We start from the raw sequence: 20329 nt of genomic DNA, 5'->3' as shown, positions 1-20329 counted from the left end.
ATTATTCTCCTTGAACACGCTTTGCTTCTTCTTATAACTATTATACCGCAATTCACTGAATGAGGGAAATAGGAGTTTGACTGAACATAAAGATTCCATTCACCCCTTCCGGCTTTCTTTGCCATTTTCCTAAGGAAAAGGTATAATAATTGTAAATTGAAGAAAATAAAGGAGACATGTATGAATCAGTATCCTCTGGTCTATCTTGACCATGTCCATAAAAATTATGGCGACGCACCCGCCCTGTATGATGTGAGCTTAAACATCCAACCTGGCAGAATTATCGGACTTCTAGGTCCTAATGGCAGCGGCAAGACAACTATTATCAAGCTTATCAATGGTCTCTTGCAGCCCACCTCTGGTCATATTTATCTCAAAGGCGTCAAACCTTCTCCTGATACCAAAAGAATCGTTTCCTATCTGCCAGATACGACTTATCTGAGCGACAGCTCCAAAGTAATCGAAGCTGTAAAATATTTCCAAGATTTTTATGATAATTTTGACATCGCGAAAGCCATGCAGCTTCTAAAGGATCTTCATATCGATCCTCAAGCGCGCATCGGAAGCCTTTCAAAAGGAAACAAGGAAAAAATGCAGCTCATTCTGGTCATGAGCCGCCATGCGGAACTGTATATCCTAGACGAGCCTATCGGTGGTGTTGATCCGGCTGCTCGCGACTATATCCTGCAGACCATCATTCAAAACCGCACACCTCAGTCTTCTGTCATCATTTCCACCCACTTGATTGCAGATATCGAGCCAATCTTGGATGAAGTAATCCTGATTAACCAAGGTCAGATTCTTCTGCATGAAAATACTAATCAGCTTCGTCAACAGTATAATCAATCCATTGATAATCTCTTCCGCAGCCAGTTTCGCTTTTATTAGGAGGACTTCACTATATGTTTGGAAAATTATTTAAATACGATTTTAAGTCTAATTACAAATGGTACTGTATCACTTTTGCAATCTTCTTAAGTCTCTCGATTGTCATGGGGATATTTGCCGGCAGTGTTCTGAAACCTGAACAGCTGAATTTTCTGAGTGATTATCCATCGTCTACTTTAGGATTTCTAGTTTTTTTCTACTTGCTCTTCTTACTGATATTTTCAGCAGCCTGCGCTGTCTTTCTGTCTAATACTATCATTATTATCCGGCGTTTTTATAAAAATGTATTTGGACGTGAAGGCTATCTGACTTGGACTCTTCCGGTCACACCACATCAGATTCTCCTATCCAAGCTCCTCTCAGCAATTTTATGGAGTCTCTTGTGTACACTAACCATGTTTGTTGGCAGTCTCCTAATTTTTGGAATCGCCCTACCTATCGCGGGTCATTCCTTAGGAGAACTGTTTAGTTACCTTAGTTACATACCAGATATCTGGATCTGGCTTATCAAATATGGATTCCTTAATCTTTTACAAATTATCTCTGGCATTCTCTTCTTTTATTTGGTCATATCTATTGGGCAGCTCTTTAAGAAAAATCGGATTATGATGGCTGTACTCTTTGGATTTTTGATTTGGACTGTTTTGACGGTCTTATCCATATTCCTGCCTACTCCATATTCCGCAACAAACTTCCTAAATCTGTATGATTATAGTTATGATAACTTCTATACAAATCTTAGCCAGGTACTGGATTTTTCACTGGTTATCCGAATCGTCTTTGAACTGGTCAAAATTTTCGATTTCTATTTTACAATCTATGCCATCATAAAAAACAAACTAAATCTGCAATAGTCAAAACAAGGTTGAAACGTTTTGTTTCAACCTTGTTTATTTTTACTTCAGAATAATCGCTGCCACGATAGGACTGACCAGAACGTACATGAGGCCGGTCACGCCAATCGCAAGTCCTGCCATAGCTCCTGCGACCTGGCCGTATTTAAAGGCGGTTCCCGTTCCTACCGCATGGCCGGTTCCCCCTAAAGCTAGACCGATAGCTACCGGGTCTGTGATTTTTAAAAGCTTAAGAAGCGTTGGTCCTAAGACACTGGTCAGAATGCCCGTCGCAACCACCACCACTAATGTCACTGTAGCAAGACCTTGCAGCTTGTCTGTGATACCGACAGCCATGGCCGTTGTGACTGATTTCGGAAAAAGAGAAACAGCCAGAAAGAAGTCCATTCCGAAAAACTTAGCCAGCAGAGCAGTGAAGCTGGTATTGACTACAACCGCCGCAAAGGTCCCAATCAAAATACTGCGTGCATGGTGCTTCATCAAATGAAAAGTCTTGTAAAGCGGAATCCCCAAAGCAACCGTAGATGGCACAATCAGGTTGTTTAAATAGGAGCCACCGACATAGTAATCCTTGTAGGAAATACCGGTTAATTTTAAAAAAGCAATGACCAAAACTGCTGCAATCAGCAAAGGAGTTGTCAAGGGATGAGGAAATCTTCGAAAAATCAATAGGCCACAAAGATAGGCCAAGATAGATAAGGCAAGGCCAAAGAGAGGGTTGCTCCATAAATCAGACATTGCTGGCGTCTCCTTCCTCATAATCTCCTTCAAAACGAGTCTTAATCAGCTGCACCACAACTGCAATCACGCAGACATTAAGCACAATCGCTCCTAAAACAATCAAAATAATCGGCAGCAGATAAGGCGCGATGACCTGAAATTTATCCATGATACCAACTGCTGGAGGCAGAAAAAGGATGGTCATATTTGCTAAAAGAAAATTGCCAACCATACTGATATGACGTAGGCGCAGGAGCTTAAACTGCAGAGCCAAAAACAGCAAGACTAAACCTATGATACTGCCCGGAACTGGCAGATGGAAAACACTTGAAATCCCTTCTCCAACGAGGGAAATCATAAAAATAATCATCAACTGAACGTATAATTTCATACCAAACCTCCATCACTTGTATATCCAGTTTACTCCTTTTCAGAAAAATATCAAGGTGATTTCAGAAATTAAAACCTTTACATACAAAATTTGCTTATAAAAATTCCCTCTATTGTCTGCAATAGAGGGTCTTTCTTATTTAGCAGTCGTCTGAGTAACTTCCTAAACAGATGCTAGAGGGATTGAATCATAAAGAAAATCATGAGAATAATCAAGGCAAGGCTTGCCAAAAGAACTAGGATTTTCTTTGCGAGATGGGTTTCCCAGTAGCCTGACTTGCCGATTGATATATTGGTGTCTCTGTAAAATTGCTGGTTTTCTCTGGGAAGAAGACTAACCAGCAAAATCAAGACAAGAGCTGCTACAATGGTAAGTGTAATCAATATTGTTTGCATTTTATTTCCTCAAGGCTCCAATCAATGTAAAAATCAAGCCAATCAAGATCATCAAGCCCAAAGCGATGACAAAAATCTTGTTAAGATTTTCTCCCAGACTGGCCTTTTCTTTCTTGGGTCTACCATGCTTGATCTCATCTAACCGCCCCTCAATATCCTTATGAAATAAATCTTTTTTAGCCATGCTGACCTCCTAATAAGCTTTGGAGAGTCTCCTGATAAAGACTGACGGGTACATCGTTGGCATGCTGGCCTTGAGCTTGCAAGGCTGACCGCATCTGCTCAACACCAGATAAGGCTTCTTCCAAAGTTGATGCCAGTTGAGCTGGCTGGCTGCTGTCGAAAATATGCTGTTGAGCAATGTAGTGCCTGTCATGCAGGGTCTGCTCAAAGCCTAGAATCAAGAGATTGTTCTCAAAAGCCTTGCGAACTGCCTGCAGGACCTGACCTCCGTGATTGATGTCCAGATAAATGTCCGATTCCAAGTAGAGCTGCTCGATCTGCTTGAGACTGGCATTTTGATAAAGGACGACATTTTTATAGGACAGCATAGACAAGAGTTTAGGTGACATTTCCGTAAGTGCTGCAATGCGAAAGACTAGCTGTGGCAGGGACTGAACCAAGGTCTCTAAGCCTTCAATCTGATCCGAATGGGTAAGAATTAAAGCATCTTTTCGTAGGTAGTTATCCCGCTTGAAATCATAATGATAGCCCAGATGCAGAAACTTCTGCTGCTGGTCAGCTGTAGCCAGACTCTTGGCCTTTTCATAAGTCGCCAGATCTGGAATGACAATGGTCTGCGCCCGCAGCTGGCTATTTTCCAGAATCAGCTGCATATTGCCCGGAAGCTCATCATACAGAGGTTCCTGCCAAAAGAGAATATCCTGCCCAGCACGCCCTGTCAAGCTGTGGGAAACTAGGAAAGAATAAGCCAGCGAATTAAAGAGAATGTGATCCAAGTCCAAGTCTAGCCGCTCTAAAAAGAAACAGATAAAATCCACTCGGCTTTTAAAAATCCGCAAGGGCTCTTGGTCTAGAGTCAGGATGATGTCACCGGTGGCGTGATTTTCCACGATACGCTCCTGACCATCAGTGCTGTAATAGGTTGTGTTGAAAGCCTCCTGGCCTGATTTATAGGCTGTTTTCGCAAAGCAGCGGCCTTGCTTATTATAGCGTTCACTCAGTCGCAGCTGGCCTTTTTTATCCAGCCAATCCACCTGTTTGACCAGCCGGCCCTTGGCCTGACTTGCATAGTGAATCCGTGCCCTTTCTTCCCCCATGTCACTGACACGCGCTGACTGGTGGTCGCCTGTGATTTCCCAGAAAGGTGGCACCGGCACTTGATTGAAAAAGAGCGGGTGGTCTGCTCCCTCTTCATCCCCCAGAAAGTAAGTATAGGGGGAGATCATGTCGTCCGGCAGAAAGCCATTGGCCTCAATGACAATGGTCGGACAGTCATAGCCAGCTGCAAGGAGGGAATCATGCAGATCCTGGGTTTCCTGATTGTAATAATCAAAGAGCTGAATCATCTCTGACCTCCTTTAAAAGCTGGGACCAAGCCGCTTCAACTCGGCTGGTCAAATAATTCTCGGCCACTTGATAAGAGTGTTGGCTCATCTCCTGCTGGCGTCCTTGGCTAAAGAGAGCTATTATTTTCTCCACAAAAGCAGCAATAATCTGATCCTCGACCTGATTGGAACTGACCGGTATCAGATAACCATTTTTGCTATCATCGATAAAAGTCTGATTGCCATAGCGGACATCAAAGCCAATGAGGGGCAGACCTGATCCGACCGCTTCCATAAGAGTCAAACCAAAGCCTTCGCTGGTTGAAGCCGTCAGATAAAGCTCATAGCCTGCATAAATCTGACTCAAATCTGCATGCCCTTTAAGCCGAATGTAGTCCTGAGCTCCTGCTTCCTCAATCCTGCGGCGCAGCTTCTCCTCTTCGCCCCCCTTACCGTAAATATCCAGAGTCAGCTCAGGCAGCTGGGCTTGTGCTTGGACAGTCGCTGCCACTAGCCAATCAATATGCTTTTCTGTAGCAAGTCGCGAAGCCGTAATCATGGAGAAAGGCTTGCGAGGCTCTTTGGGATAAGTTAGCTGGTCTAGACTCCCAACCGGTATGGTGACAATTTTGGGCTGCTTATCCAAGTAATGCTGGAACTGCTGCTCTAGAATCGTTTTCTGAGCCTCTGTTGCCACGATGAAAAAGTCCACCTTGTCTGCATTAGTAAACTGGTAGTCATAGAAATTGTTCCAGAGAATGTAGTCGTCACTGCTGGCATTTTCACTAAAATGCTCTGCATGGACCACTACTCCCAGCTTAGCCTTCTGACTCTCCTCAAAGACAACCTGACCAATCCCAGTCTCCCTATCCAAGATAACCACATCATCAGATTTTAACTCCAAGCTCTGAAGAAAATAACGAACTAGCTCAGCCTTGGAATAGAAAATCCGATCTGGAAAGCAATAGAGCTCTTCCTGACCATCCTCTATCAGCATGTCATAGGCCACACTGCCGTCTTCATGGTAGAAACGGCGCTGGTAGAGGGTTGCAGCATCATTGTGGGGTGCGAAGTATTCACTGGCATAGCGGACATAGGAGAAATAATCCTTGCGAATCAATCTCCCCCGCGAGACATACTCCACATGCTCCACAAAGTCTTGGTCTTCCTGCCGCAGATAGCAAGTGATAAACTGATCATCCTGCGGATAGAAATAACGGACAATCTTGCCCTCTCTCTCCGAGCGTTCCGGCTGACCTGCGACTTGAGCCAACACCTGATCCAGCGTCACCGTCGTCGGTGCAATCTTGATATCAGTAAAATAGTTATAAAGCCAGATAACTTCCTCATCCAGAAAACCAATATTTTCCGTCAGATGCTGGATATTATCCGCTAAAATCATATCCATAAAGATAAACTTAGCCGGCTGCTGGATTCTGCGCAGAAGCTGGGCCCGATAAGCTTGGGCGTATTCCACACCGCTGCTGGCCCAGCCGATGCCTAAGTTGATGTTATATACTGTCATATTCTCCTCGTCTTACGGGAAGTACATAATGACTTCTCCTTTGGGATTGAGTGCCAATTCACTCATCAAAAGATTCTTGACAATCTGCTGCTTCATGCGCTCCTTCATATATTCAAAGCCATCGTAAGCCTCTTGATAATATTCTACCAGAGGATTTTTCATAGAGAAATGCTGACCGCTTAAGGCCGTCTTGAGTTGCTGCAGATAGTCCACCTGCTCGACCCAGTTCTCATCAATAGCCTTGAGAACGGACACCCGCTGAAAATGGGTAAAGAGCTTGTCAGACTTGAGATAGGCTTTCTTTGCCTGCAATTCCTGCTCGGCAATATCCTGCAAGAGCTCTGCAATTTTCTCCGGCGAATAAATATCGAAATCATAAGGAATACGCTCAGCATGATAGCTGAAATGGTCTAAGATAAAGCGATAGAGGTCAGCCCGTGACTCATAGGACTGCTCATAGGCTGCCTGATGAATGACCTGACTGAGGACACGGCTGATTTCTTCATCGATCCGCTCCTCAGCTTGAATCAAGCGATTGCGCTCAGCATAGGTAATCTCCCGCTGAATCTTCATACACTGGGCATATTCCAGCGTCATCCGACGGGACATCTTGGCGCTGCTTTCGCTAGCTCTCTGAGCCTTAGCCACTAAGCGTCTAAAGCGGCGCTGTCCCAGCTGGACTGGATGCTGCTGAACTTCTTCGGTTGAGTAGTCCTTGTAGAACTTCTTGAGCCAGTCTGGTCCCCACTTCCTGAGCAGATCATCCTCTAGCGAGATGAAAAACTTACTAATTCCCGGATCACCTTGGCGGCCTGAACGGCCACGAATCTGTAGGTCAATCCGCTGGTTCTCCATCCGCTCAGTGCCAATCACCACGAGACCACCCAAATCAGCGACACCCGGTCCCAACTTTATATCCGTACCGCGGCCGGCCATGGATGTAGCCACCGTCACCGCACCTTTCTGTCCAGACTCAGCGATGATCTGCGCCTCACGCGCCGCATTGTTGGCATTGAGCAGATTGTGGGCGATGCCTTCTCTCAGCAGTAGAGAAGAGTAAATCTCTGACATCTCTACTGAACCGGTGAAAATCAAGAGCGGATTGCCTTGGGCATGGTAGTGCTTGACCTCGTCCAATGAAGCAAAGACTTTTTCTGGCAGGGTCTGGTAAAGCTGGTCTGGTAAATCCCGCCGAATAACTGGCTGGTTGGTCGGGATCTTGATGACAGACATGGAGTAAGTCTCCATAAACTCGCTCTCCACCACCTTGCCGGTCCCGGTCATACCAGAGATTTTCCGAAAGAGCCGGAAAAGATTCTGATAGGTGATGGAAGCCATGGCCCGCGTTTCCTCCGTCAGCTTGACATGCTCCTTGGCCTCAATAGCCTGGTGCTGGCCTCCCTGAAGCCGAGTCATTTCCAGCAGACGGCCCGTTGAGCGGTCCAAAAGTACGACTTCTGCCTCTTTGTCACCCTGGCGGACAACATAATCCTTGTCCTTCTTGTAGAGCTTGTGGGCCCGCAAGGCTAGATTGAGATGGCGGACCAACTCTTGATTTTCCTTAGAAAAAAGATGCTCCAAGTCAAGAAAAGACTCTGCTGCCAGAATACCTTTGGATGTCAGCCAGACTTCATTTTTCTCGTCATCGTAGTGATAATCCTCTTCTTCTTTCAAAGTCGTAATGAAGGTATCCATGATACCATAGAAGTTTGACTGAACCCGAGGAGCACCAGAGATAACCAAAGGTACCTGAGCGCTGTCTAAGAGGATGGAGTCAATCTCGTCTATGATGACATAGTTGAAAGGACTAAGATATTGGCTATCCTTATTCTCTGCTAGATTTTCAATCAGATAGTCAAAGCCCAAGGCACTATTGGTCGTATAGACAATATCCGCTTGGTAAATCAGCCGCTTCTGCTTGGGCGTCAAATTTCCAGACCCATCAGCTACCACTGCAGCCTCAATAGTCAGCCCCAGAAAACGATAGACCTGCCCCATTTCCTGAGCGTCCCGCAGAGCCAGATAGGTATTGGTGGTCACCAGCATAGCTCCTTGACCAGATAAGGCATTAAGATAGAGCGGCATGGTAGCCGTCAGAGTCTTGCCCTCCCCTGTAGCCATCTCAGCGACATTGCCCTCATGGAGAACAATCGCCCCCATGACCTGCACATCGTAGGGAAACATGCCCAGCACCCGCTTGTCCGCTTCCCGCACCACAGCATAAGCCTCCGGCAGTAAGTCGTCTAAAGTCTCACCTGCGGTCAGTCTCTCCTTAAATTCCTGAGTTTTCTTCCGCAGCTCAGCATCTGACAAGCCTGCCATTTCTGACTCAAAGCTCTTGACTTTGGCTAAGATTTTCTTCAAGCGCTGAATTTGAAAATGATTTTTAATCATCAGACTCCTCTATGATTTGGTCAATGTTTAGGCAATGAAACTCTAAGGACTCAACTCCTGCACTCAGCAGCTGAACCTTATAGCTATAGGCTTCGTTTGGGTAGGTAAAAATCATACTCTCCGAGCGCTCCACTTGATTGCTGATTTCTTTCTCATAGCGGTCAAAGAAGATGATTTTCAGAAAGACGCTGGATTCAGGATAGGTGGTCATATCTCTAGACAGGCAATAGCGAGCCCCCTTTTTGAGCAAGGGGAGAGCAGGCACCTGCCGGTCTCGCTGATAATTCCATTTGGAAGACCATTCATGGATGGTCTGGCCGGAGGCCATCAGTTTATTTTCAAAAAATACATGTGAAGGGGAATGAATAATAAGGGTAGTGCCATAGAGATAGGTAAAGTCAGTCATTTTACCAGCTGCCGAAACCCCTCTCAGCTCTTCCCAGTATATGCCCTTTCTTTTTTGAAGCTTCATTTCTTTCTCCCAAATTCCTTTTCCAATATCATTCGATAGTAATTCATAAACCAAGACACAGACACAGCTAAGTCGTCATTATGGCGTCCAGGGACACCTCTGCTAATCAGCTTAGCCTCAGTCAGATGAAGAGCTGCTACCAGGTCCTCATAGGCCGTCGGATCATAGTCCTCTTCTTTCATATAGGCGATACCAAAGGTCGTCCGACTGAAATCAGCCTTCTCAAACTTACGCCAGTAGCGTTGATTCAACTCCTCTACATGTTCCTGATCTTTGCCACCCGTGTGACGGTGAAGGACATCTAGAGCTGTCGGAAAGACCTCAGGCAGGCGTAAACGACCACGTTGGGCAATAGTGCCTAGATTTCCCAAGGGCTTGGACAAAACAATAGCTCGCGGACGAAACTCCGAACCGTAATAAACCGCACCATAGGTCCCCATCGACATGCCCGATAGAATCAGATCCCGCTCGGTAAAGCCCAGAAAGTCCAAATGCTCTTGGATAATCTTATGAATACTGCTCTCCAGCTCTTGGCTGCCCAGATAAAACATACCGCCATCCACGCGCGGATCTGAAAACAAGAGAAAAGGACAGCCCAAACTCCGCATCATTCCGAAGCCCTCAAAGCCTTCCGCCCGACGGTAACCAGAGAAATAAACAGCCAAAGGCGGCTTCAAATCTCCTGGATAAAAGAAGTAATTAATCTCCTGACGGTGACTATCACGAAAAATCTTTCCACCCAGAACATACTTACCAAACTCAAAGCGGGTCAGACGCTGGTGCAGAGCGCCAACCTGAATCCGTCCCTCGCCTCTAGCCTCCAGACTGACTCCCAGATAGGAAGTAAAGTCATTGTCCAGAACCATGGATTCGCGCATGTCCTCTTCTGCGAAAACAGTCTCGCGAGCGATGTCTGCAGTCGAACCTTCTTGGATATTATAGAGGCGCAGCCGCAGCTCACAGCTGCCTGACTTTTCATATTCAAGCCAGAGTTCAACTGGATTGAACTTGTTGGCTATAATATTGTATTTCCAAGACAGGATTGACTGAAAGTCCTGACCAAAGTCACCTTCCAGCTCTAGATTTTCATAGCCATTGTAGCAAATCTTGCCCCGAAATCCGGGGCTAACCACCATATCAAGCGGGGTCATCTTATCTCCATACTGGCCGGAAAAGAGAGCCTTAGACAGCTTGCGGAGCAGGTCAGCTCGATCGCTCATATCCGTTGGCTGAGCACAGTGACGCTTAAGGAAGTACTCAATATCCGCTTCCTGGGTTTTCTGTTCCTGATCATAGAAAACTGTATAAGGGATAATCTTGGACTCAATCATAAACAAATCTGGAATCCGACGCAAATCGTCTACCAGAATCGCATCAAACTTGCCAATCTTATCCATCTCCATGACCTTTTTGATAGCTAGATTGGAGTTGGGAAAGAAATAATACCAGGCCATATTGTCCGGAATAGCAAGCTCCTTGCTCCAATCGCTTGAGCCAATCTGTAAGATTTTCAGCTTATTTTGCATTCTCAGCCTCCTTGAGCCACTGCTCCCACCGGCCAATCAGCTCCAGACCAGTATTATGATGGATTTTTTCAATGGAATAAATCAGGGCCTGGTTCCAATTTTTCAAACCTTCCAAGTAATAGTCTGCAGCAGTCGGCAGATCAGAGATAGAGTCCAAGATATAGCCATTTTGCAGATGGGTCACATAGTCCGAGCCCACCAGATTGATCTGCGGAATCCCGGCAGAAATCCCAGCAATCTGCGTATAGAGATTGGGCTGCTCACTCAGGTCGATGATTAACCGCGTATCATCCAGCTCCTGAATCAAGCTGAGCTCGTCTGTGATATTTTTAATGGTGAAACGGAGGTCCTGCTCCTGATTTTCCAGCAGGGCATTCTCAGCCTGCTCACTGCGCCGGTAGTTCTTGACAAATTCATAGCGATTCAGAAATTCATCAATAACCTCCTGCACCTTGGTCTCCACCTTTTGGATTCCTTCCTGCCAAGCATTGTAAACACCGATAGTCAGCTCCGTATCCGGATGCTTGGCCACATAGTGGAGAACCTTGAAGATGGCATAGTCATTAAGCCCTTCTTCCAGATTAATCTGATAAAAAATCTTGGATTCACGGCGGCGCTGACTCTTGCCCAACTGCAGACGGGTATCAAAAGGCGATAGGTAATGCACCTTCTGAGCCTGCCTAGGCAGGTAGCGCTGGATAGCCTTCTTGAAATCCATACGATCAGTCAAGACTAAATCTGCCTGCTGCAAATCTGCTTCTAGAGCTGACCAATCCACTGTATGATTGCGCTCGTAGAAAAAGCTGAGAATGATTTGAACATTCTTGGGCAATAAGCGCAAAATGGCTTGAGTGTATAAGGGATGCGTTGCTAGGACAAACCGGCTGTCCTCTCCTGCATTGCGCTCGATATAGTGACCTAATTTCTCCAAGATTAAGTCCGGCATCCGCTCATACTCCAGCTTATCAAAGTCCAGTAAGTAAGCAGGGTTGACCTCTATCCGACTGTCGTCAGGCTTGAGATGCTCACGAATCCGCCAGTCACCATCCGGCTGCAGGTAGTCCTGATAAAGGGGCTGACCATCTTCATAATAGGTGATACTGGAGACAAAGCCCCGGTCATCAAAGATATAAAACTTCTCCAGCTGGTCATCCTTGAAAAACTTGATGAAGCTGATAAAGCCTTCTACTCCAAACTCGACATGGGCATAGAGCTGTCCCTGCCTGCGGACCATGATTAGAAAGGGCGTATAGACAAACTCACAGTCTGGTTCCCAGTCCAGATCCTTGATTTGCAGGACCTGCATTTCTTTAGACTGAATCCCCTGAATCTCATCAAAGACCGAGTAATAGTCCGTCTCAAAAATATCCTGCCGATGCAAGAGATAGCGGGCATGCGGCATATAGGCTGGCAAAAGCAGCTGGACTGGCAGATTTTCACTTTGAAAAATCCGAATCTGATGAATCGAGTCATCAAACTCCAGTCGTTGCATGGAGCGGTACCAAGGGACAATATCCCGGTGCCAAACCCGATCCCCACTGCCACTCCATGAAGGAATAAAGTAATACATAGTTTCTCCTACAACAATGAACGATAACGGTCATTAAGCGTCAAGGCATCCACCTCGTCCTTAATAGAAAAGACCATCCCGATAAAAATCATAAAAATCCCCGGAATCATGCTGAGCCGCAGATAGCGAATGTCCAGAAGTACCACTATCATAGGCAGACCAGAAATCAGGATAAGATAGAAAGCCCCCACTAGTGCAAAATAAGTCACCAAACCATTGATATACCGGCGGGTTGCTCCTCCCGGATAAACATTTTCAATATACTCTCCACTCTTCTGCATCCGCTCAGCAATCTGGTCGCCACTGATATTGATAAAGGCGAAGGCCAGCGCCAGGATGAAAATGGTCAGCAGATAGAGGATAAACCAAGCTGGACTTCCCATAGACAGCGCTTCTATCCACTGCTCAATCAACTGGTTTTCCGGCTGGAGAAAGTGGATAATCAAAAGGAAATACTGTGGAATGCTGACCAAGGTCATAGCGTACATAATCGGCATCCCACCAGCAGGATTCAGACGAATATCCAGATAAGAGTATTTCTTGAAACGGTTATGGATATTGATCTTATTGACTGGAATTCGGTACTTGGACCGTTCAACTGTAACAGCCAGATAGAGAAAGACTAGACTGAAAACCAGCATCAAGGCCAGCCAAAGTGAAGAAATCTTCAGCTCCTGAATGGAATTCCAAATATCCTGCGGAATGTAGGCAATCATGCTGGCCATGACAATCATGATGGAGCCTCCAAGTCCCATGGCAGCATTCAAATCCGTCAGCCAAATGAGAAAGTAGGTTCCAGCCATCAAGACCAAGGTATCTAAGACCATAATCGTAGTCATATCCACCCCGCCTGCTTCTTGCAGTGGCAAGTTTAGGACCAGGGCCACGGACTGAATCAAGGCGATGACCAAAGTCAGCAGCATCCGCCGTCTTTCCTGCACTTCCAGAGGGAGCTTACTCAAGCCTAGGCGCTTGGACACAGCAAACATCTGCCAGATCAGCATAGAGGACATCCAAGGAGACAGGCCGACAGAAAAGAGCGACATACTGCGTAGATTTCCCCCCATCAGGGCTGTCGCATAGTTCAAGATCGTAGAGGTTCCGTCCATGGCAGCTGCCTTACTCATATCGATGAAAGGCAGGGTCAGCTTGGTTCCCAAGACATAGATAAATAAGAAAAATAAGGTCCACAGAAACTTTTTGATAATGACCGGTTTAAAAAATGACTTCACACTGACTCCTCATGACGATGGCTGGAAAAGCTCTAAGATAAGACTTCCATCACCGCATCTACTAAGACTTTCTTGCTAAAATAACCTTCCTTGAGCAAGAAAGAGAACTTTCTAACCCGCTCGACCATAGCCTGATATTCCTCTGCAGTCAGGCTTTCTACGATCCGACTGGCCTCTTCCAGACTGTCTACGACAAGGCCCAGACCGCGCTCGCGAATCAGCTCTGCATTGGACAGGTAAGAAGGGACGATAACCGGAATCCCAGCTGCCAGATAGGTGGCAGACTTATGAGAGATATTGAGACCGTAGTATTCCGGCTCGTCTGCTGGATTTTCCTCAACACCCCAGACCAGGCCTAGACCGCCCTTGGACAGCTCCAAGAGCAACTCTGGCCGGCTGACCCAGCCACGATAGCTGACATTGGCCTCTGGGTTTGACTCTTCCTCAGGCGAAAAAATCTCCAGCGGCGTAGCATAAGACCAATTGATCAGATGTGGAAAACGCTCTACACTTCCTGCAAAATACAGCTTAGGCGCAAACTGAGGCTGGTGCAGGAGCAGATCATAGGGATGATCCCACATGCGCTGAACTAAAATCTTGTCCACCGTCATTCCCTCTGACAGAAGCTTGTCCCGCATCTGCTCAGAAGGCACGATGACCACATCGGACTGATTATACATGTCGATATACTCCGGCATCAGATAGTAGTTTGACGGGAACATCAGCGGCGGCACATCATGGATAAAGGTAATCAGCTTAGCCTGCAAAATCTTCAGCTTGCTGATAAAGGCCTGGTCAAACTCCCGGCCATTCCAAGTCGGCGACTGATAGATAACCACATCGCCATAGCCCACACTAGCCATGATACCGTCCAGACGGGTACTTAGCTCCGACTGGCTGTCGCTGTAAATATCGTAAAAGTAAAAACTCAATTCATTGAAGCCCAGCTGCTTGGCTAGCTTGGTCACATCATTCTGGGCAATCAAGGCCGTACTCTGGCCAGACATACCGTATAGATTGGTAATATTAACTTTCATATTCTTTTTCTAATCTTCATTCCTGAGCCAGATTGGCAACAATCTGACTGTCATAAGCTTGGTCGTCTCTAAACTCAATATCCTGATCAAAGTTGTGCTCAGCCGTATGCTTGTGCGACAGCTTGACCTTGTGGCTAGCCCCCATCTGGAACCACTCATACTCTGAGTCAATATGCCCAATATCCAGCGCCCGATAACCTTCCTGAACCAGATCATAGACCAAGACCTTGGCCGTCGGACCCAGCATAGTCAAAATCAGACGATTGTCCGCATATTCTCGAACAGCCTGCTTGATGGCATCCAGCTTGCTGTAGGCATTGCGAGAAGGACAGATAATCCGCTTGATGGATTTAGCCCCGTCAAAGAGGTCATTGCCCACACCAGAGCGAGAAGTCAAGCCCTCTACGATCAAGAGGTCCTTGTCCTTCCATAGCTGCTTGAGCTTTGCAAAATAGCCCGCAGACGGTGTCTTATCTTCCAAGTCAATATAAGGACGGGAAATAAAGGTCGATCCATACCAAGGTGCTCGGCAAATATTTTTATATTTCTCAAGAAAATGTGGCAAATGATTTAGACTCCAGAAATTCTGGGCATCGATGGAATAGCGCTCTAGCCCTGTAAAGACATCGGGCAGACAAATCATCAAACGCTCATTGCTTTCCATAGACATAATCTCTCTCAAGCGTGCTGACAGCTCTGGATCAAAGTCTTGATAGACGATACTACGGCCCGCAACCAAATCCATCTCCCCATCTCCAAAGCGAACTACTGAAGCACCTTTCTCCAAGAGATAATCCAGCGACTGGTCGATAGAGAGTACAGAAATCTGCCGCTCCTCAGGCTCGGCTAAGCCCAGCTTCTCAATAGCCTGCACCATGACTTCAGGGTTATCAGCTGGAAAGACTTCCTGCCCCTGCTGGCCATGGACTGTACTATCAAAGGCAAAGACTGGCTTACCAGCAGACTTAAAGCGAGCAATAATGTTCCCTACCTCATCACCGGCATTGATATCCAGCAGCAGCTGAGACTTGGCTTCCAGCGACTCCAAGAGAGCCGGAATGCCCGCTATATCTGAACTGACGCTGACATTAGGATACTGGAGCAAACGCGTGATTGGCTCTGCTACCACTACTGGTGCAGCGATGTAGAAATGACAGGCAGGCAGGGCTTGAATCAGATAGTTGATATGCATCAGGTCACAAGAGTAGGTGTAGACTAGGCAGGACAGACTTGATCCATCTTCCCCTTCCACCATCTTTTGAGTCAGGGCTCCGACTGGCTCCTGCATATCCGACCAATCCAGTCCCTGATAGAACCACCAGACCTCACGATAGATGGACTGGGTATACTCTTTCCAAGGCTTTCGCTCAGTCAGATAGTGAATCACAGGCGGATAGAGACCTTTTTCTGGCTCATAGTCCGAAAAGGTCGTGTGCAGCGTAATGCAGTTATAAGCAAAAGGCAGCTCCATCCAGCGGTTTTCAAAAAGCATATTGAGAATGCTTTGGTCACCAGAAGGTACCTTGTCATGCCATTCATTGGTCAGTTCAATCAAACGTTGGCGAATATTTTCTCGCTTCCAAAGGGCATTATTGATTAATAAGAACCCAGCATTAAAGATATGCTGATGAAAATACACTTGCCCACCCAGATCCTTGACCGCAGCAAGTGGTGCATCTCCAAGTTCTGTTTCAAATAAGGAGCTTAAATCCCGCGTGACAACGATATCGCAATCCAAATACAAAGCCTTGTCTTCCTCGACAAAATCCGCTACAAAATAGCGCAGGAAAACAGTATAACTAATATCCGTTTTAAAATTTGACACTAGCGAAGCAGACACTCGAGCATTGACGATTTGGCAGTCTAGCTTGGCCATCTTTTTCTGCATGCTGACAAACCACTCTGTTGGAAAGTCACTGTTGATGACATAAAACTTGATAAAGCGATTGTGGCAGACGATGGACTTAATGGTGGTTAAGACCTGCTCACTGTAAGCAGCATTAGCTGCCAGCACCACAGCACGAAAGGCTTGCGGCTTCTCTTTTTTCATCAGACTGCGCAGTTTTTCCACTATCTCCTGTGGATTTTCATGCGGATAGATCAGGTCTTCGTTTTCATTTTTCTTAGTATTGTCAAAAGCCAGAACTGGCTTTCCAAGTGCCTTGAAACGACTGCTCAGCTGATAGTGCTCGCTTCCATGGTGAATATCCAAATAGACCTGGCACTTATCAATGAGCTCATCCAGAACTGCATGAATAACCTGCGGATAAAGATGGATGTTCTCATACTGACTCAAAGATTGCAGATAAGCTCCCATATCTGTGTAACAGGCTATATAAAAATGAACGCTATGCAGGGACTGGGCTAAAAACTCTATCTGCTCTAACTCCTGTACATCAGTCAGGAGCATGCAATTCAGAGCCGCCTTCTCCCATCGGTCTTGCAGCTCAAACTCTCCCCGATGATGGGCTGAAATCTCCGCCAAGCTCAAGGCCTGAAAGTCCCACCAAAGCTGACGGTAGCGATAGCTAACTTCCGAGTTCCAAGGCTTGCGAAAGGTGGTATAGTGGATAATCAGAGGTTCCTGATCCAGCTCAAAATGGCCATTCCAGCCGCTGTAAAAGGCCTCCAAGTCATGACCTACCTGCAGATTGTAAATCTTATCCAAGGGCAGCCAGTCCTGAGCCAGCACATGATTTAAAACCGTCTGATCACCGTTAAAAGCCTCCATATGGCCAGACTGGACCAAGCCCATGATGCGGTCCGTTTCCTTGATAAAGGTTTCCTGCAGCTGCCTTTCTTTCCAAGCTCGATTATCAATTAGCAGAACGCCAGCATTAAAGCCATAATCTCCGGCATCTCCAACCGCAGCCACAAGCTTGCCTTCTAGAGAAATATCAAATAAAGGCTGCAAATCTCTATTGACCACCAGATCGCTATCCAGATAAAGGACTCGCCCCTCAGCAACAAACTGTGGAATAAAATAGCGAGCATAGGTAGCTGAGCTGATATGGTCCTGAGTCAGCCAATCTGGACTGATCGTCACTTGGTCCAAGCTGATATTGACCAATTCACTGTCCAGCTGCTCGGCCAGCTCATTAAAATCACGAAACCATTCGTCACTCAATCCCTGATTGAAAACATAGATTTTTACATTTTTATTGTAATACAAAATCGACTTAATTGTAGTCGAAACTTGCTCCTGATAGGCCTGATCACCAACCAAAACAATCGTTTTCATTTCTTCCCTTACTCTTTCATTTCATAAACTCTAAAACATCATTTCTATACTTGATATTATATAAAATATTACCTTAAAAATCTAGATTAGCTAGTCTTCTCTTATTCAATAAAAAATATTTTTTCTCACAAAATTGTCAAAAAACAGGAAGTTGTCAAAACTTCCTGTTTCAATTTTTTCTCAGTTTATTTTTACTAGTACGGTGTCTAGAATTTTAACAAACACTAGAGAAAATCAAGTTATTTCCTCATATCTTGCTCCATTCAGTACTTCTACAGCTTACCAACTAAGCGAACTTTTAACAGCCTAAATATAAACTAATTAGTTCTACTTGACACTACTTCTCAGAGTTACTTTTCTTTTTACGTTTCTTGAAGCTCAAGCTCAATGCTCCTAAGCCTAAAGCTAGGATGGAAGCTTTGCTCTCCGTTTCCCCTGTCTGAGGTAAAAGACCTCTGGAAATCAGATCCAGCTCAGACTGTCTTTCAGAAGCGGACTGACTTTCTGATGTGCTCTGACTAGCCAACAGACTCGTAGAAAGACTTGCTGATACAGACTGACTATGAAAGACTGAGACACTAGCGCTTAATGATGTCGATTGAGAGTCTCTTATAGACGCACTCGCTGAGGCGGACTCGCTAGCACTTACTGACGCGCTAGTAGACGCAGACATGCTAGCGCTGACTAATGCACTTGTCGAGGCAGATTCACTGGCGCTTACAGATGCGCTCGTTGAAGCTGACGTGCTGGCACTCACTGAGGCACTTGTCAAAGCAGATTCACTCGCAGATACAGACGCACTCGTTGAGGCTGATGTGCTGGCTGATACCGATGCACTCGTCGAAGCGGACTCTCTCGCAGAAACTGACGCACTTGTCGAGGCAGATTCACTCGCAGATACAGACGCGCTCATGGACGCGGATTCGCTCGCTGATACAGACGCACTCGTCAAAGCTGACGTGCTGGCAGAAACTGACGCACTCGTGGATCTAGATTCACTCGTTGAGGCAGATGTACTTGCACTTACTGATGCACTTGTTGAAGCGGATTCGCTTGCACTCACTGACGAACTTGTTGAGGCAGATGTGCTAGCACTCACTGATGCACTTGTCGAGGCGGATTCGCTCGCTGATACCGACGCACTTGTCGAGGCAGATTCACTAGCGCTTACAGATGCGCTCATGGACGCGGATTCGCTCTCTGATACAGACGCACTCGCTGAGGCGGACTCGCTAGCACTTACTGATGCACTCGTCGAAGCGGACTCTCTCGCAGAAACTGACGCACTTGTCGAGGCAGATTCACTGGCGCTTACTGATGCACTCGTTGAGGCAGATGTGCTGGCTGATACCGACGAACTTGTTGAGGCAGATGTACTTGCACTTACTGATGCACTTGTTGAGGCAGATTCACTGGCGCTTACTGATGCACTTGTTGAGGCGGATGTGCTGGCTGATACCGACGAACTTGTTGAGGCAGATGTACTTGCACTTACTGATGCACTTGTTGAGGCAGATTCACTGGCGCTTACCGACGAACTTGTTGAGGCGGATGTGCTGGCTGATACCGACGCACTTGTTGAAGCGGATTCGCTTGCACTCACTGACGAACTTGTTGAGGCCGATGTGCTAGCACTCACTGATGCACTTGTCGAGGCGGATTCGCTCGCAGATACCGACGCACTTGTCGAGGCAGATTCACTAGCGCTTACAGATGCACCCGTCGAAGCGGACTCGCTCGCAGATACAGACGCACTCGCTGAGGCAGATGTGCTAGCTGATACCGATGCACTCGCTGATACAGACGCACTCGCTGAGGCGGACTCGCTGGCACTTAGGGACGAACTTGTTGAGGCAGATTCACTGGCGCTTACAGATGCACTCGCTGAGGCGGACTCGCTAGCACTTACTGATGCACTCGTCGAAGCGGACTCTCTCGCAGAAACTGACGCACTGGTCGAGGCAGATTCACTGGCGCTTACGGATGCACTCGTTGAGGCAGATGTGCTGGCTGATACCGACGCACTTGTTAAGGCCGATGTGCTGGCACTCACTGACGCACTTGTTGAGGCTGATTCACTGGCGCTTACGGACGCACTGGTCGAGGCTGATTCGCTCGCTGATACAGACGCACTTGTTGAGGCTGAAGTACTTGCACTCACTGACGCACTTGTTGAGGCTGATTCACTGGCGCTTATGGACGCACTGGTCGAGGCAGATTCACTGGCGCTTACAGATGCACTTGTTGAGGCCGATTCACTAGCGCTTACAGATGCACTCGTGGAGGCCGATTCACTAGCGCTTACAGATGCACTCGTGGAGGCCGATGTGCTAGCTGATACTGAGGCACTCGTAGACGCGGATTCGCTGGCACTCACTGACGCACTTGTTGAGGCTGATTCACTGGCGCTTATGGACGCACTGGTCGAGGCAGATTCACTAGCGCTTACAGATGCACTCGTGGAGGCCGATGTGCTAGCTGATACTGAGGCACTCGTTGACGCGGATTCGCTGGCACTTACAGACGCACTGGTCGAAGATGACTCGCTTGCTGATACGGACTCACTCGTCGATGCA

Annotated in this window: 16 protein-coding genes and 1 pseudogene; 2 read left to right on the top strand and 15 right to left on the bottom strand. The window is 46.7% G+C overall.

Annotated elements, in window-relative coordinates; genetic code table 11:
* The first annotated feature begins 180 nt into the window (after nucleotides 1-180).
* Together HMPREF9380_RS06480 and HMPREF9380_RS06485 are read left to right on the top strand one after the other, a co-directional pair.
* Nucleotides 181-888, top strand: coding sequence for an ABC transporter ATP-binding protein (locus HMPREF9380_RS06480; RefSeq protein ID WP_002904198.1), 708 nt, complete (start codon nucleotides 181-183; stop codon nucleotides 886-888).
* 14 nt (nucleotides 889-902) lie between these two features.
* The gene (locus tag HMPREF9380_RS06485; protein WP_002933064.1) at nucleotides 903-1742 is read left to right on the top strand and encodes a hypothetical protein; all 840 of its coding nucleotides are present in this window, start codon (nucleotides 903-905) and stop codon (nucleotides 1740-1742) included.
* A gap of 42 nt (nucleotides 1743-1784) precedes the next feature.
* Here HMPREF9380_RS06485 and HMPREF9380_RS06490 read toward each other — a convergent pair whose 3' ends face one another.
* The 15 genes and pseudogenes from HMPREF9380_RS06490 to HMPREF9380_RS12210 all read right to left on the bottom strand — a co-directional run.
* On the bottom strand, nucleotides 1785-2480 hold the full coding sequence (locus HMPREF9380_RS06490; RefSeq protein ID WP_002910116.1) for an LrgB family protein: 696 nt from the start codon (nucleotides 2478-2480) through the stop codon (nucleotides 1785-1787).
* Complete coding sequence (locus HMPREF9380_RS06495) at nucleotides 2473-2853, bottom strand: CidA/LrgA family protein (RefSeq protein ID WP_002900667.1); 381 nt, start codon at nucleotides 2851-2853, stop codon at nucleotides 2473-2475. Before HMPREF9380_RS06495 ends, HMPREF9380_RS06490 begins: the two co-directional genes overlap by 8 nt.
* A gap of 173 nt (nucleotides 2854-3026) precedes the next feature.
* Entirely contained in the window at nucleotides 3027-3248 is a 222-nt protein-coding gene (gene asp5 / locus HMPREF9380_RS06500; RefSeq protein WP_002933062.1) for an accessory Sec system protein Asp5, read from the bottom strand.
* Between the two features lies 1 nt (nucleotide 3249).
* Nucleotides 3250-3432: an accessory Sec system protein Asp4 gene (gene asp4, locus HMPREF9380_RS06505; protein ID WP_002933059.1), complete on the bottom strand. Its 183-nt coding sequence runs from the start codon at nucleotides 3430-3432 to the stop codon at nucleotides 3250-3252.
* Complete coding sequence (gene gtfB / locus HMPREF9380_RS06510; protein ID WP_002933055.1) at nucleotides 3425-4777, bottom strand: accessory Sec system glycosylation chaperone GtfB; 1353 nt, start codon at nucleotides 4775-4777, stop codon at nucleotides 3425-3427. Before gtfB ends, asp4 begins: the two co-directional genes overlap by 8 nt.
* Nucleotides 4761-6281 carry an accessory Sec system glycosyltransferase GtfA gene (gtfA, locus tag HMPREF9380_RS06515; protein ID WP_002933052.1) on the bottom strand — a complete coding sequence of 507 codons (1521 nt, stop codon included), beginning with the start codon at nucleotides 6279-6281 and terminating at the stop codon, nucleotides 4761-4763. The genes gtfB and gtfA overlap by 17 nt, the downstream gene beginning before the upstream one ends.
* A gap of 12 nt (nucleotides 6282-6293) precedes the next feature.
* Nucleotides 6294-8675 carry an accessory Sec system translocase SecA2 gene (gene secA2 / locus HMPREF9380_RS06520; protein ID WP_002933045.1) on the bottom strand — a complete coding sequence of 794 codons (2382 nt, stop codon included), beginning with the start codon at nucleotides 8673-8675 and terminating at the stop codon, nucleotides 6294-6296.
* Nucleotides 8668-9147 carry an accessory Sec system protein Asp3 gene (gene asp3 / locus HMPREF9380_RS06525; RefSeq protein ID WP_002933043.1) on the bottom strand — a complete coding sequence of 160 codons (480 nt, stop codon included), beginning with the start codon at nucleotides 9145-9147 and terminating at the stop codon, nucleotides 8668-8670. Before asp3 ends, secA2 begins: the two co-directional genes overlap by 8 nt.
* The gene (asp2, locus tag HMPREF9380_RS06530; RefSeq protein WP_002933040.1) at nucleotides 9144-10673 is read right to left on the bottom strand and encodes an accessory Sec system protein Asp2; all 1530 of its coding nucleotides are present in this window, start codon (nucleotides 10671-10673) and stop codon (nucleotides 9144-9146) included. The genes asp3 and asp2 overlap by 4 nt, the downstream gene beginning before the upstream one ends.
* Nucleotides 10663-12243 (bottom strand): accessory Sec system protein Asp1, encoded by a 1581-nt coding sequence (asp1, locus tag HMPREF9380_RS06535; protein WP_002933034.1) that lies wholly within the window; start codon nucleotides 12241-12243, stop codon nucleotides 10663-10665. The genes asp2 and asp1 overlap by 11 nt, the downstream gene beginning before the upstream one ends.
* An 8-nt stretch (nucleotides 12244-12251) precedes the next feature.
* Nucleotides 12252-13475, bottom strand: coding sequence for an accessory Sec system protein translocase subunit SecY2 (secY2, locus tag HMPREF9380_RS06540; RefSeq protein WP_002933033.1), 1224 nt, complete (start codon nucleotides 13473-13475; stop codon nucleotides 12252-12254).
* Nucleotides 13476-13507: 32 nt separating this feature from the next.
* Entirely contained in the window at nucleotides 13508-14512 is a 1005-nt protein-coding gene (locus HMPREF9380_RS06545; protein ID WP_002933032.1) for a sugar transferase, read from the bottom strand.
* A 16-nt stretch (nucleotides 14513-14528) separates the two neighbouring features.
* On the bottom strand, nucleotides 14529-17753 hold the full coding sequence (locus HMPREF9380_RS06550) for an SP_1767 family glycosyltransferase (protein WP_002933031.1): 3225 nt from the start codon (nucleotides 17751-17753) through the stop codon (nucleotides 14529-14531).
* A gap of 337 nt (nucleotides 17754-18090) precedes the next feature.
* Nucleotides 18091-18426 (bottom strand): LPXTG cell wall anchor domain-containing protein, encoded by a 336-nt coding sequence (locus HMPREF9380_RS12215; RefSeq protein ID WP_050540540.1) that lies wholly within the window; start codon nucleotides 18424-18426, stop codon nucleotides 18091-18093.
* Nucleotides 18409-19857: pseudogene (locus tag HMPREF9380_RS12210) on the bottom strand (hypothetical protein); the annotation flags it as partial. The pseudogene HMPREF9380_RS12210 and the gene HMPREF9380_RS12215, both read right to left, overlap by 18 nt.
* Nucleotides 19858-20329: the final 472 nt, after the last annotated feature.

Origin of the sequence: Streptococcus sanguinis SK49 (assembly GCF_000212815.1) — a bacterium.
GTDB classification, from domain to species: domain Bacteria; phylum Bacillota; class Bacilli; order Lactobacillales; family Streptococcaceae; genus Streptococcus; species Streptococcus sanguinis_C.
The sequence above is the reverse complement of the archived record's forward strand: the minus strand, read 5'-3'. Positions and strand labels throughout refer to the sequence as shown.